The sequence below is a fragment of the Mesorhizobium sp. U510 genome, assembly GCF_059180695.1.
The window spans coordinates 797905-811534 of record NZ_CP180532.1; the positions used below are offsets into that span (position 1 = coordinate 797905).

The 13630-nt window shown below is 66.0% G+C and carries 10 protein-coding genes; 5 read left to right on the forward strand and 5 right to left on the reverse strand.

The annotated features are described in order from the left end of the window. Positions 1 to 7: 7 nt before the first annotated feature. The 4 genes from ACLGL5_RS05905 to ACLGL5_RS05920 form a co-directional block, all read right to left on the reverse strand. Positions 8 to 1174 (reverse strand): NAD(P)/FAD-dependent oxidoreductase, encoded by a 1167-nt coding sequence (locus ACLGL5_RS05905; protein WP_069090541.1) that lies wholly within the window; start codon positions 1172 to 1174, stop codon positions 8 to 10. Between the two features lie 75 nt (positions 1175 to 1249). Further along, positions 1250 to 2851 carry an ATP-binding protein gene (locus ACLGL5_RS05910; protein WP_069090542.1) on the reverse strand — a complete coding sequence of 534 codons (1602 nt, stop codon included), beginning with the start codon at positions 2849 to 2851 and terminating at the stop codon, positions 1250 to 1252. Then, positions 2842 to 3534, reverse strand: a complete 693-nt coding sequence (locus tag ACLGL5_RS05915) for a response regulator transcription factor (RefSeq protein WP_019862126.1) — start codon at positions 3532 to 3534, stop codon at positions 2842 to 2844. Before ACLGL5_RS05915 ends, ACLGL5_RS05910 begins: the two co-directional genes overlap by 10 nt. A gap of 3 nt (positions 3535 to 3537) precedes the next feature. Further along, a complete protein-coding gene (locus ACLGL5_RS05920) occupies positions 3538 to 5079 on the reverse strand; it encodes a DUF4153 domain-containing protein (RefSeq protein ID WP_069090543.1) in 1542 nt (513 codons plus the stop codon). Positions 5080 to 5760: 681 nt separating this feature from the next. On the opposite strand from ACLGL5_RS05920, the gene ACLGL5_RS05925 reads away from it, so the two are divergent. Both ACLGL5_RS05925 and ACLGL5_RS05930 read left to right on the forward strand, forming a co-directional pair. Further along, positions 5761 to 6654 (forward strand): HpcH/HpaI aldolase/citrate lyase family protein, encoded by an 894-nt coding sequence (locus ACLGL5_RS05925; protein ID WP_064981544.1) that lies wholly within the window; start codon positions 5761 to 5763, stop codon positions 6652 to 6654. Between the two features lie 49 nt (positions 6655 to 6703). Continuing rightward, complete coding sequence (locus tag ACLGL5_RS05930; RefSeq protein ID WP_027047555.1) at positions 6704 to 6910, forward strand: DUF1737 domain-containing protein; 207 nt, start codon at positions 6704 to 6706, stop codon at positions 6908 to 6910. Positions 6911 to 7072: 162 nt separating this feature from the next. Here the strand turns inward: ACLGL5_RS05930 and ACLGL5_RS05935 are convergent, their stop codons facing one another. Then, on the reverse strand, positions 7073 to 7495 hold the full coding sequence (locus ACLGL5_RS05935; protein ID WP_019862133.1) for a metallopeptidase family protein: 423 nt from the start codon (positions 7493 to 7495) through the stop codon (positions 7073 to 7075). A 181-nt stretch (positions 7496 to 7676) separates the two neighbouring features. On the opposite strand from ACLGL5_RS05935, the gene ACLGL5_RS05940 reads away from it, so the two are divergent. Genes ACLGL5_RS05940 through ACLGL5_RS05950 form a run of 3 tightly spaced genes read left to right on the forward strand, consistent with a single transcriptional unit; the run spans position 7677 to position 13472 of the window. After that, a complete protein-coding gene (locus tag ACLGL5_RS05940) occupies positions 7677 to 8702 on the forward strand; it encodes an ImuA family protein (protein WP_069090544.1) in 1026 nt (341 codons plus the stop codon). Beyond that, positions 8644 to 10119, forward strand: coding sequence for a DUF6504 family protein (locus ACLGL5_RS05945; RefSeq protein WP_032920816.1), 1476 nt, complete (start codon positions 8644 to 8646; stop codon positions 10117 to 10119). The genes ACLGL5_RS05940 and ACLGL5_RS05945 overlap by 59 nt, the downstream gene beginning before the upstream one ends. Next, positions 10116 to 13472, forward strand: coding sequence for an error-prone DNA polymerase (locus ACLGL5_RS05950; RefSeq protein WP_069090545.1), 3357 nt, complete (start codon positions 10116 to 10118; stop codon positions 13470 to 13472). The genes ACLGL5_RS05945 and ACLGL5_RS05950 overlap by 4 nt, the downstream gene beginning before the upstream one ends. Positions 13473 to 13630: the final 158 nt, after the last annotated feature.

The following is a 13630-nucleotide window of genomic DNA, read 5'->3' on the forward strand; positions in this document are numbered from 1 at the left end:
GCGCTTCTCAAATCACATTCAATTCCCGGAACGCCCGCCCCTCGGCCACCCGCTCATAACCAAACGCCGAGCAATCGATCGTCCGATACCCGCCATGCACGATCAACTCAGCCAGCGCCTTGCCGACCGCCGGCGCCTGCTGCAGGCCGTGGCCGGAAAAACCGTTGGCGAAGAGGAAATTGCCGACCTCTGGATGCGGCCCGATCACCGCGTTCTGGTCGAGCGTGTTGTAGTCATAGTGCCCGGCCCAGGCGCGGGTCGCCTTGATCGCCTCGAAGGCGGGAATGCGGGTCGCCAGCACCGGCCAGATCACCTCTTCGAACAGCGGCCAGTCGACCTCGAAATCGGCGGGATCGGCCGGGCCGTCGCCTTCTTCCGGCTCGGCGCCGCCTGTGAGGTAGACCGAGCCTTCCGGCCGCACATAAATGCCGGAGGGATCGACCAGCAGCGGCATGTCGGCATATTTCTCGCGCGCCTCGAACACGAAGACGTTGCGCTTGCGCGGCTCGACCGGCAGCGCCAGCCCGGCGAGAGCCGCGACCTTGCCGGCATTCGGTCCGGCGGCGTTGACGACGATGCCGGCCTCCAAGGTCTGGCCATTTTCGAGGGAGACGCCGGTGACGCGGTTGCCGTTGCGCGTAATGCCGGTGGCCGAAGCGGCGATGAAGTCGATCTTCTTGTCGCGCAGCGCCTTGCGGAACAGCGTCAGCATCGCATGCGCGTCGAACCAGCCTTCGCCGGTCCGGCCATAGGCGCCGGCGGAAATGCCGTCAGCCGACAGCCAGGCGAAGCGCCGCGTCAGCTGTTCGGCGTCCTCGAGCACGATGTCGGCGCCCTCGGCGACCTGCGCATCATGGTTTGCCCTGAGCACCGGCAGGCCGTTCTCGCCGGCCAGGATGAGATAGCCGCCTTCGCGGAAACCAATGTCGGCATCGGCGCCGAACGTCTCCTTCAGCCGCCGGAACAGCTTCAGCGTGAATTGCGACAGCCGGATGTTTTCGGGAATGGAGAATTGCTGGCGGATCGAGGCCATGGACAGCGTCGTTGCCGCATGGGCGAATAGCGGATCGCGCTCGATGAGCGCGATAGAGCCGGAAAAGCCTTCCTCGCGCAGATAGTAGGCAATGGAGGACCCGACGATGGCCCCGCCGATGATGACGATGTCGTAGCGCACGCTTAATGTCTCTCCAAGCCTAGAGCATGATCCCGAAAAGTGGCCGCCGGTTTTCGGAAGAGATCATGCTCCCTCTCATACTACCGGCAATGTGATCTCGAAGCGCGTGCCGCGCTCGGAGTCAACCAGCCGGATCATACCATCATGCGCTTTCAGGAGGGCCAGCACGATGCCGAGGCCCATGCCGGTGCCGCCGGTGGAGCGCCGCGTGGTGAAGAACGGCTCGAAGATGCGCGCCCGGTTGCTCGGCGAAATGCCGGCGCCGTCGTCGCCGACCAGCACCGTCGCCTTGCCGCCGGCGCTTGCCGCCGTGATCGAAACGAGCGTCGCGGCGTGCCTAGCGGAATTGTCGATGAGATTGGCCAGCACGATTGCCGCGTTCTCGGCCGAGATGCGCAAGGCGAGATCGCCGCCCGCCTCGATGCGGACCGCCAGCCTGGTGTCGGCGGGCAGCAGGGCCAGCGCGGCACCGATCGAGGTGCTTTCGCCGCTCGGTGCAAGATTTTCGGCCTTGGCCAGATCGAGCAGCCGCCGCACTAGCAGATTGAGCCGCCCGGCATCGGTGACGATGTTGTTAGAGAAGCGCCGCCGCTCCTCATCATCCATCGTGCTGCCGGAATCGCGCAGCAATTCGGCCGCGCCCTGGATCGCCGTCAGCGGCGATTTGAGCTCGTGCGAGACATGGGTGGCGAAGGTCTGGATGCTATCCGAGCGCGCCTGCAGCTTTTCGGCCATGTCGAGGAAGGCGGCGGACAGCTCGGCCATTTCGTAGGTGCCATGATGGTCGAGCGGCCGAATTGCGTCACGCTCACCGGCGGCGATGCGCTGCGTGCGGTCGATCAGCGCATAGATCGGCCGGCTGACCGTGCGCAGGAACACCAGGCCGATGAGCAGCGTGCCGCCGAGGATGGCGATCGCCGCCAGGGTCACCTTGCCGCGTTCGCCATAGAGATGCTTGATGATGTTGTTGGGTGTCCGCGAGACATAGACCACGCCGGCGACCCGGCCATCAACGGCCACCGGCAGGGCGACGAAGACCCGCACCTTGGTACCGCGGCTGACCGAATAGAGCGGTGGCGTCGGCTGGTCGGGGATGCGCAGCCTGAGCGCGCTGGCATAGTGGCCGCCAAGTGCCGTGCGCACCTCGTCGACCTCGCCAAGCGACTGCCCGACCTCGCCACGTCCGGCAATGACGACACCTGTGGGATCAAGCAGCCGGAAACCGGCCAGCGTGGTTTTCTGCGTGGCGTCGAGAATGCCGGACAGGCGCGTGCCGATCGCGGCGAAGGCCGGATCGGTGGTGGCGGGCATGGCGGCGGGCCGGGTCGGCCGCACGGCGTCTGAGGCGAGATCGAGCTGCGGCTCGATCGGCCGGTACGGGCCGTCGGGATTGGCTGCTCGGCTGGCACCGCCATTGGCCTGCGGCATCGGCGCGCCGAGTTTGTCCGGGGGAATGCCGGCGTCGCGCACTTCCTGCGCATAGATGGCGGCGATGGCCGCCCCTTGGGCGATCAGTTCCGCCTCGGTCTGGCGGATCAGCTGGTTTTCGTAGAGGCGAAAGAAGAACAGGCCGACCAGCGGCAGCGCCATCACCATGATCAGGATGGCGACGACGACCGTGGCAAGCCTTGGTCGCCATTTGCGGCCGATCCATTTGCTGGACGTCGTCAGCCGCATCGGCCGAGCCGGAAGCCGACGCCATGCACGGTCTCGATGGCGTCCAGGCAGCCCACCGCCGCCAGCTTGGCGCGGATGTTGCGGATATGGCTGTCGACGGTGCGGTCGGCGACATGGATCTTGCCGGCATAGGCGTTCGCCATCACCGCGTCACGGTCGAGCACATGCGCCGGCCGCGCCAAAAACCCTTTCAGGATCGAGAATTCGATCCCCGTCAGGGCAAGCGGCTTGCCGTCGAAGCTTGCGGCGTGGCTGGCCGGCGCCAGAGTGAGCTTGCCATGCGAAAACTGCCGGTCGTCGGCCGCCTCGGCCGCCGCCGGGCGGGCGCGGCGCAGGATGACGTTGACGCGGGCGACCAGCTCGCGCGGGCTGAACGGTTTCGTCACATAGTCGTCGCCGCCCATTTCGAGCCCGAGGATGCGGTCGATCTCCTCGTCGCGCGCGGACAGGAACAGCACCGGCACGTCCGATGTGTGGCGCAGCCGCCGGCAGACCTCCAGCCCGTCCATCTCCGGCATGCCGATGTCGAGCACGACGAGATCCGGCGCCCGGCGTCCGATCTCCTGCAAGGCGGCGGCGCCATCGGCCACGCCAAGCGTCTTCATGCCGGCCTTTTCCAGCGCGAAGCAGATCACCTCGCGGATGTGCGGGTCATCGTCGGCGACGAGGATGTGATGCGGCATCGGTCAGCGGCCCGGCAAGGAAGGTTGCGAAGGCTGAGGAAGCACGAGCGACCCCTTGCTGTCGAGATAGGCAAGCAGGCGCCAGTCGCGAAAGCTCCAGGCCCGCCAGTTTTCCTGGACGGTTCGGTACCAACCCTCGTCGATGCCACGCAGTCTCGCAAGTTCGCGTGTGGCGCCGGCGTCGGGGGTCTTGCCCTGATGATCGAAGAAGCGGTCGAGCGCCGGAAACGCGCCCGGGCCGAGCGAGCGCAGGTACCAAGCGTCGAGGGGAATACCCTGGCCGGTCATTTCGAGGGAATGGTCGACATTGTAATTGGCGATCGTCGCGGCGAAATTGATGAAACAGCAGGCATAAAGCGTCAGGGATAACGTCAGAAGATTGGCGGAGGAGAGCCATTCATTGGATTTTCCAAGCGCGATGCGGGCGATGATCAGCGCAAGCCCTGCCGCCACCAGCCCCATCCAGACGAAAGCCGCGATGCGCCAATAGGTCAGCGCATAGATGCCGACATAGAGGTCGAGCCGCAGGATCGACGAGATGACCAGCATGATGTTCTGCGCCACCCAGGCATAGACCAGCCGGCGGATGACGGGATCTCCTGAGGTCTCGCTGCCCGGCCTGAGCGCCGCCAGCACGAACCCGGCGGCAAGCAGTGCGGTAACGATCAGGGGATAGGCGCCGCGATGCGCATAGGCGGCATAGCTCAAGCCGTCGGGAAGGGCGACACCGCCCCACAGATAGGTGGCGTCGAGCCCGGTCTGCAGCGCAAACAGCGCGTTGAAGACAATCAGCGCGCGCAGGATGGCGGGTTTGCCGAAGACGGTCTCCTCGATGACGTGTCGTTGCGGATTGGTCGCCGGTTGAGCAACGGCAAGTGGTGGCCGGGAGATGCGCCGCGAAAAACGCGGCAGGCGTGGCCGCAGAAAGGCCCAGACGCCGGCAAGCACGAACAGCCAGAAGGCGATCCGCGCCAGCTGGATGAGATCGAGCAGCTTCATCAGGTCGATCAGCGACAGCCAGTAGTCGATGACCGGATTGGCGGCGCCGAACAGCGCCAGGAAGACGGCGCCCAGCGTCAGCGGCATCACCCAGACGGCGACCGCCGCAAGCCTGACGCGGCGCCCGCCAAGCCGGCGCGCCGTCTTGCGCCAACGGATGAAATCACGGACGAAGCGGAACGGCGCCGCGAGCCCGAACAACGCAATCTGGCCGACAATACGGGCCATGCCGTGCCGCAGGCGACCGCTCAGCGAAAGCGCGAAGACGACCAGCGCCGCAAGCGCCATCGAGACGGACAGGGGGCTGACATTTTCGGCGAGCGGCAGCAGCGCGACAAGCAAGGCGGCGGGCTTGAGCCAGACCCTGATGTCGCTGAAGGCCGTGGGATGCACGGCCACGACCGCAGCGGCAATCAGGATGGCGAACAGGAAAGCCGTGATGCCGGCGGGTTGGCCGTAGAACAGGAAATCCGCCAGCACGACCAGCAGCACGGCAACACCGAAGCGGCTGCAATAACTTGGCGCGGCAGAGAAAAACGCTGTCACGACCTGATCCTCCCGATGGTGTCCAGCCGGAAGGTCGGCGGACACTTGCGGGCGAAAGGGATGAGAATCGCCATGGGATTCGCGCGTGGCGGATCGACCAGCCACCAGCCTTCGCTGCGCAGGCGCTGTGGCACGGACCAATGGGGTTTTGCTCGCTTGTGCATGCCGCCTGTTTCGCAGGCCGGCAGGGAAACGGCAGGGCGGATCCGAGGAGCTTTTCCGCAGGCCTGTGCAGTTTTCATGCAGGGCCGCGCATCACGGCTGGTGCGCTGCCCCACCATCCTACGGACGTTGGCGCTGCTCCAGGCAGGCTCCTTTCCTCTCCCTCCGGAGGGGGGAGAGGTGGCTCGGCGAAGCCGAGACGGAGTGGGGGAACCAGCTGGCAACCCCCGCGAACGCACATAGGAAGGCACCAGGCGCAAGCATCGCCCCGCCTTGCACGCAAGGGTCGACCCTCCACTCCGTCGAGCTTCGCTCGACACCTCTCCCCCGATCGACGGGGGAGAGGAAGGCTCTCTTCCGCAACTGCTGAGGAAGGGCGCCGAGCTTCTACCTCCCCCTTGTGGGGAGGTCGGACCGAAGGTCCGGGTGGGGTGCTGGCGCCGACCCCGCAGCTTCGCAGCGACCCTGCGCACAGCACCAACGCTTGCCTCGACCACCCACAGACGGCATAGATCGGATATGACCGAACCCTACCGCCCGCGCCGCTCCGTCCTCTATGTCCCGGCCTCCAACGACAAGGCGCTTGCCAAGATCGCGCTTCTGTCCTGCGACGCAATCATCATCGACCTCGAGGACGCCGTCGCCCCGGCCGACAAGATCGCCGCCCGCGAAAAACTGCCCGCGATCTTCGCCAACCGCCCGGTCGCCAACAATCTCGGCCGCCGCTGCGAGATGGTGGTGCGCGTCAATGCGCTGGCCAGCGAATGGGGCGCCGACGACCTCTTGGCCGTGGCGAAAGTCGAGCCTGACGGCATCCTTTTGTCCAAGGTCGCCACGCCGCGCGACATCCTCGAAGTCGGCGACGTGCTCGACGACAATTTTGCCCCCGACAGCGTGAAACTCTGGGCGATGATCGAGACGCCCAAGGCGCTGCTCAACATCGGCGCCATTGCCGAACTGGGCCGCGATCCGGCCTCACGGCTCAATTGTTTCGTGGCCGGAACGAATGATCTCGCCAAGGAAACCGGTGTGCTGGTGACGGCGGACCGGCGCTACCTCGTGCCATGGCTGATGCAGATGGTGCTGGCCGCGCGCGCCGGCGGTCTCGACATGCTCGACGGCGTTGCCAATGATTTTCGCGACCTCGACGCCTTTGCCCGTGAGTGTGCGGAGGCGGCGGCCATGGGCTTCGACGGCAAGACGCTGATCCATCCGGCCCAGATCGACGCCGCGAACCGCGCCTTCGCGCCCTCGCCGCAGGCGGTCGCCGAGGCACGCGCGGTGAAGGATGCCTTTTCACGTGCCGAGAATACTGGCAAAGGCGTGATCGCGCTGAACGGCAAGATGGTCGAGCGGCTGCATCTGGCACAGGCCGAAAAACTGCTGGCGAAGGCGGCCGCCATCGGCGCATGATATAGCCCCATGCTCGCGGGCTATGGGCACTTACGACAGGACTTGAGACATGAAACTCTACCGCTTTCTCACCGGCCCGGACGACGCCAGCTTCTGCCACAAGGTGACGGCGGCGCTGAACAAGGGCTGGCACCTGTTCGGCTCGCCGACCTACGCCTACGACAAGAAGGCCAAGACCATGCGCTGCGGCCAGGCCGTGGTGAAGGACGTCGACGGCCAGGAATATGGGCCGGACACCAAGCTCAGCGACTGGTAGATTTTGCAAAGCGCCGACGCAGGCTGTGTCGAGATTCAGGTCAGGCCGAGGCGAAAATGGTGGTGCCCGAGAACCGGAGCGGAGCGTACTTTTGGTACGTGAGCACCGGAAGCGCAAGGGACCGCAATTTGCAGGCCGGCATCACCTGAATATCGACACAGCCTACTCGGCTGCCTCTTCGATCTTCTCCATATCATCGTCCGACAGGCCGAAATGGTGGCCGATCTCGTGGATCAGCACATGGGTGACGATGTCGCCCAGCGTCTCCTCGTTCTCGGCCCAATAGTCGAGCATGGCGCGGCGGTAGAGCGTGATGCGGTTCGGGCCTTCGCCGGTCTGCGGGTTCCAGCGCTCGGCGATGCCGCGGCCCTCGAACAGGCCGAGCAGGTCGAACGGCGTCTCCAGCGACAGGTCGTCCATGATCTCGTCGGTCGGGAACTCGGCGATCTGGATGACGATCTCGCCGGTCAGCTTGCGAAAATCCTCCGGCAGATGGGCGTACGCCTCCAGCGCCAGGAACTCTATCTCCTCCATCGAGGGCGCGAGTTCGCCATGCCAGGTGCGGGTCTTATAGATGCGGGCCATGCTTTGTCCTTTGATCCGGCATATAGGCTTTCGCACCGGGCGAGGCAAATGAAGCGGCCGCTACGCCCTGTCGTGCAGGGTCTGCAGGAATAAATTCCTTGTGACTCTGCTTGACTCTTCGGGTCGGCTCTGGAATCCTAGAGAACATAACAGGAACAATTGTGAGTGGACACTGACCGTCATGGCGATATCAGCCGTGGCGCGGGAGACTGTTTTTGCCCTGCGCCGCCAGATCGCGAAAATCGAGGGAATGCTGCCCGAGCGCCTGCAGGCGCCGGCTGGCGCGCCGCTTGATGCCGACGCCAGCCCCGATCTCACGATCGTCCGGCGCGGTCTTGCCGCTGCCTTGCCGGATGCCTTCCTGCCTGTCGGCGTCGACCCCCTCGATGCCGCCCTGAGCGGCGGGCTGCCGAAAGCGGCGCTCAGCGAAATCCATGGCCTGGAAACCCGCGATGCTGGAGCCGTCGCCGGCTTTGCCCTGTCGCTCGCCAGCCTGATCCTCAAGCAGGCGCAAGGCCTGCCGGTGTTGTGGATCGGCACCGCGGAAATCTTCCGCGAGGCGGGCTTTCCCTATGCCAGGGGACTGCAGGCCTCCTTCGGCATCGAACCGGAACAATTGCTGTTTTCCGAGGCGCCGAAACTCGTCGATGCGCTGTGGGTCGCCGAGGAAGCGGCGCGGATGACGGCGCTCGCCGCGGTCATCCTCGAAATCCGCGGCAATCCGCAACGGCTCGACCTGACCGCGACGCGGCGGCTGCATGCGCGGGCGCAAAGTGCCGGCCGCCCCGTATTCCTGCTGCGGCAGGCGGCCGAGCCCGAACCGACGGCGGCGCCCGTCCGCCTCATCGTCTCGCCGGCGCCGGCCGTGCCGCGCGAAACCGTCGCCGGGCTGCTCGCCGGATCGATCGGCCGCCCGGCCTTCACCATCAGCATCGGCAAGAGCCGCACGGCCCTGCCTGGACAATTCACACTGGAGTGGAACCCCGATGAACGCGTATTCGACGAAAGAAGGGGCGAAGAAGGCCGGGCAAAGAATCCTGTCCCTGTGGTTTCCCTATCTGGCGGCCGAAAGGATCCTGCGGCAGCGTCTGGGGCGGTCCTGGCGTTCCCGGCCCCAAGATCATCCGACGCCATCTCATCCGCCACTGGTGATCAGCCACCGCCAGGGCAACGCGCAGCGCATCTCAGCCCTCGACGAGCGGGCTGAGGCGCTGCACCTGAAGCGCGACATGGGCATTGCCGACGCTCGTGCCATGCATCCCTCGATCGACATCGTCGAGGCCGATCCGGAGGCAGACCGGCGCCTACTCGAAGGCCTTGCCGACTGGTGCGACCGCTACACCCCGCTGGTGGCGCTGGACGGGGCGGACGGCCTGTTTCTCGACGTCACCGGCTGCACCCATCTGTTCGGCGGCGAACGCGCCATGCTGGACGACATCCTGTCGCGCTTCCTGCATCAGGGGTTCGATGTCCGCGCCGGCCTTGCCCCGACGCCGGGCGCGGCCTGGGCGGCGGCCCGCTTTTGCGGCGACCGCATCGTCGATGGCGGCGAGGAGGAAGCGCTGCTGGCGCCCTTGCCGCTCGCCGCACTGCGCATCGCGCCGGAAACCCGCGCCAGCCTGGAAAGTGTCGGCCTGCGCACGGCGGGCGCGGTCATGGCCGCCCCGCGCGCGCCGCTTGCCCGCCGCTTCGGCGCCACCTTGCTGCTGCGCCTCGACCAGGCGCTTGGCCGGCTCGACGAAGCGGTGTCGCCGCGCCTTCCCGTGGCGCCGCTTTCGGTCGAGCGGCATCTCGCCGAACCCGTCACCCTCACCGAGGACATCGAACGCCTGGTCGGCCTGCTGGCGACGACCTTGAAGACCGATCTCGAACGCCGCGGCGAGGGCGCCCGGACGCTGGCGCTGCTGCTCTTCCGCGTCGACGGCGCCGTCAGCCGCATCGCCTTGGGCACCTCGCGGCCGATGCGCGATCCCCGGCTGATCCAGAAGCTGTTCCATGAAAGGCTGGCCGCCCTCGAGCAGGACATCGACGCCGGCTACGGCTTCGATCTGGTGCGGCTTTCGGTGCTGGCGGCCGCCGCCTTCGACATGGCACAGGCCGATCTGACCGGCGAGGTGACCGATGACGGCGCCGACATCGCGCTGTTCGCCGACCGCATCCGCGCCAGGCTCGGCGAGGGCGCCGTGCTGCAGCCGGTCGCGGTTGAAAGCCATCTGCCGGAGCGTGCCGTCGCCATCGTCCCCTTCAGCGAAGCGCCGCGCCGGACCACGCCGCCGAAGAGACAGGACAGGGTGCAGGCGCCCAAAACCATCTTTCCGCCGGAACGGCCGATCCGACTGTTCCGCGCGCCCGAGCCCATCGAGGTGCCGGCCACCGAAATGCCGGAGGGTCCGCCGCTGCATTTCCGCTGGCGGCGCGCGCTCTATCGCGTCACCCGCGCCGAGGGTCCCGAACGCATCGCCGCCGAATGGTGGCGCCAGGCGCCAGGCGACGCGGCGGCATCGACACGCGACTATTTCCGCATCGAGGATGCCGAAGGCCGCCGCTACTGGCTCTACCGGCAAGGGCTTTACGGCGGCTCGCAATCCGCGCCGCGCTGGTTCATGCACGGGGTCTTCGCATGAACGCGCTGACCGTCATTCCCTATGCCGAGTTCGGCATCCAGTCGAATTTCTCCTTCCTGCGCGGCGCCTCCAAGCCGGAGGAGCTGGTGGTCGCGGCCAAGCTCATGGGTTTTTCGGCGATCGGCCTTGCCGACCGCAACACGGTGGCCGGCGTGGTGCGCGCCTGGCAGCAGGCCAAGGTCGAAAAGCTTGCCTATCACCCCGGCTGCCGGCTGGTTTTTGGCGACGGCACGCCGGACATTCTCGCCTATCCCAGGAACCGGGCAGGCTGGGGGCATCTGTGCCGCATGCTCACCCAGGCCAATCTGCGCGACGAGACCGAAAAGGGCGCCACCCTTCTCCAGCGCGGCGACCTGCTCGAATGGGGAGATCTGATGTCGCTGGCGGTCCTGCCCGATCTGGCGGCGGGCGCTGAAGACGGTCTTGCCTTGCTTGGCCAGCTCAAGGACCGCTTCGGCAAGGCCCTGCGGCTTGGCGTCTCGCCCTGTTATGCGGGCAATGACCGTTTCCGGATCGAGCAGGCAGCGGCGTTTGCCCAGAGCACCGGCATCCCGCTGATGGCGACCAACGATGTCCTCTACCACACCGCCGAACGCCGCCCGCTGCAGGACGTGCTGACCGCCATCCGCCTCAACACGCCCGTCGCCGAGGTCGGGCTGGAACTCAGCGCCAATGCCGAACGCCATCTGAAGCCGCCGCTGGAAATGGCCCGCCTGTTCCGCAGGCATCCGCAGGCGCTGGCCGAGACGCTGCTGTTCGCGGAAGAATTGACCTTCTCGCTCAGTGATCTCCAGTACAATTACCCCGACGAGCCGACGGAATCCGGCCTCGGGCCGCAGGCCGAGCTGGAAAGGCTGGCGCGGGAGGGGGCAGCCAGGCGCTATCCCTCAGGCGTGCCTCACTCGGTGATCAAGCGCATCGAGGAAGAGCTCGCTTTGATCGAGCGCCTCAACTACGCCCGCTATTTCCTGACGGTTTACGACATCGTCAAATACGCCCGCAGCCAGGACATTCTCTGCCAGGGGCGCGGCTCGGCCGCCAATTCGATCGTCTGCTTCTGCATCGGCATCACCGAAGTCGGGCCGGACCGGATCGACACGCTGTTCGAGCGCTTCATTTCCGAGGAGAGGAACGAGCCGCCCGACATCGATGTCGACTTCGAGCATGAGAAGCGCGAGACCGTCATCCAGTACATCTACGAGAAATACAGCTCCAAGCGCACCGCGCTCGCCGCCGCCGTCATCAGCTATCGCGGCCGTTCGGCGCTGCGCGAAGTGTCGAAGGCTATGGGCCTGTCGGAGGATGTCCGGGCGTCCCTGTCCGGCTCGATCTGGGGCTGGTCGACCTCCGAGGTCGGCGAGAAGGAAGCCCGCGCCGGCGGCCTCGACCAGAGCGACCCGACATCGCGTCATGTGATGGAACGGGCCAACGAGATCATGGGGTTCCCCCGCCACCTCTCCCAGCATGTCGGCGGCTTCGTCATCACCAGGGACCGGCTCGACGAGATCGTGCCCATCGTCAAGACGGCGATGGACGAGCGCAAGATGGTCGAATGGGACAAGGACGATCTCGACGCGGTGAAGATCCTGAAAGTGGATGTGCTGGCGCTCGGCATGCTGACCTGCCTGCAGCGCGCCTTCACCCTGCTTACGGATCACTATCCAAAAGCCCGGGATCCCTATGGCCAACCCTATGTGCTCGCCACCTTGCCGCCGGAAGACAGGCGCGTCTACGACATGATCGGCCGCGCCGACACGCTCGGCGTCTTCCAGATCGAATCGCGCGCCCAGATGTCGATGCTGCCGAGGCTCAAGCCAAAGGATTTCTATGATCTTGTCATCGAGGTGGCGATCGTGCGGCCCGGCCCGATCCAGGGCGACATGGTGCACCCCTATCTGCGCCGCCGGCAAGGCAAGGAAAAACCCGAATATCAGAAGCCGGAGCTCGAGGCGATTCTCAGCAAGACGCTCGGCGTGCCGCTGTTCCAGGAACAGGCGATGAAGATCGCCATCGTCGCCGGCGGCTTCAGGCCGGGCGAGGCCGACGAACTGCGCCGCGCCATGGCCACCTTCAAGCGCACCGGCACCATCGGCAATTACCGCCAGCGCATGATCGACGGCATGGTCGGCAAGGGCTACACCAAGGACTTCGCCGAGCGCTGCTTCAAGCAGATCGAGGGTTTTGGCGAATATGGCTTTCCCGAAAGCCACGCCGCCTCCTTCGCCTTGCTCGTCTATGCCTCCTGCTGGTTCAAGACCTTCTATCCCGACGTGTTCTGCGCCGCGATCCTGAATTCGCAGCCGATGGGGTTCTACCAGCCGGCGCAGCTGGTGCGCGACGCGCGCGACCATGGCGTCGACATCCGCGAGGTCGACGTCAATTATTCCGTCTGGGACTGCACCCTGGAAAAAGCGCCGTTCGATCCGGCCCGCATCCTGCCGCGCCATGCCGATATGCGTGGTGTCATCGAGACGAACCATGCGGTGCGGCTCGGCTTCCGGCAGATCAAGGGTCTTTCCAAGGAACGCATGGAGGATTTCGTAAAGCGGCGGGGTTCAGCTTATGAAACCGTCCGTGACGTCTGGCTGCGCTCCGGCCTCGATGTCGACGAGATCGAGAGGCTGGCGCAGGCCGATGCCTTCCGCTCGATCGGCCTCGACCGCCGTGCCGCACTGTGGGAAGTGCGCGCGCTTGGCGCCAAGAGCGCGGCCGAAAAGCTGCCGCTGTTCGACCAGCCGGCACTGCGTCTGCGCGAACTGGAGCCGGAGACGAAGCTGCCGAAAATGCCGCTCGGCGAGCATGTCATCCACGACTACCGCTCGCTCGGCCTGTCGCTGAAGGCGCATCCCGTCGCCTTCCTGCGCGAGCGGCTCGACCGCGCCGGCGTCACGCCCAATGCCAACCTGCCTTCGGTACGTGACGGCAGACGGGTTTCCGTCGCCGGCCTCGTGCTGGTGCGCCAGCGCCCCGGCAAGGGCAATGCCATCTTCCTGACGCTGGAGGACGACAAGGCGGTCGCCAACGTCATCTTCTGGGAGCGGACCTTTACCCGCTTTCGGCCCATCGTCATGGGCGCGCGCTTCGTCAAGGTGACCGGGAAATTGCAGTCGGAATCCGGTGTCATCCATATCGTCGCCGAAAAGATCGAGGATCTGACGCCCTGGCTGACCGTGCTGCTGGAGAAGGTCAGCGGAGCCGGAGCGCCGGGGGCCCAACCGATGGGGTATGCCAAAGAGGTAGGCTCTGATCGCCGCAGCCGGCCCGAGACTGGGAACGCGCCGGCAAGGCAGGACCTCGCAACGCTGTCGGAAGAGGCGGAACAGGTCATGCCCAAGGGGCGCAATTTTCAGTAGGCGCGGCCCTTGTCTTCGTCATCTGAAGAGACGCCGTGATCCTTGGCGCTCCCCTCTGTCCTGCCGGACATCTCCCCCACGAGGGGGGAGATTGGCAGCTTCGATCTCGCCGCCTCTCTTAACTCGCAATGCTGAAAATTCGCGAAGGCCGAGGTGAC

Excerpts from the sequence above, each read along its gene's own strand:
- ACLGL5_RS05910 (WP_069090542.1), bottom strand. The coding sequence starts at position 2,851 with ATGCGGCTGACGACGTCCAGCAAATGGATCGGCCGCAAATGGCGACCA.
- ACLGL5_RS05915 (WP_019862126.1), bottom strand. The coding sequence starts at position 3,534 with ATGCCGCATCACATCCTCGTCGCCGACGATGACCCGCACATCCGCGAG.
- ACLGL5_RS05925 (WP_064981544.1), top strand. The coding sequence starts at position 5,761 with ATGACCGAACCCTACCGCCCGCGCCGCTCCGTCCTCTATGTCCCGGCC.
- ACLGL5_RS05930 (WP_027047555.1), top strand. The coding sequence starts at position 6,704 with ATGAAACTCTACCGCTTTCTCACCGGCCCGGACGACGCCAGCTTCTGC.
- ACLGL5_RS05935 (WP_019862133.1), bottom strand. The coding sequence starts at position 7,495 with ATGGCCCGCATCTATAAGACCCGCACCTGGCATGGCGAACTCGCGCCC.
- ACLGL5_RS05940 (WP_069090544.1), top strand. The coding sequence starts at position 7,677 with ATGGCGATATCAGCCGTGGCGCGGGAGACTGTTTTTGCCCTGCGCCGC.
- ACLGL5_RS05950 (WP_069090545.1), top strand. The coding sequence starts at position 10,116 with ATGAACGCGCTGACCGTCATTCCCTATGCCGAGTTCGGCATCCAGTCG.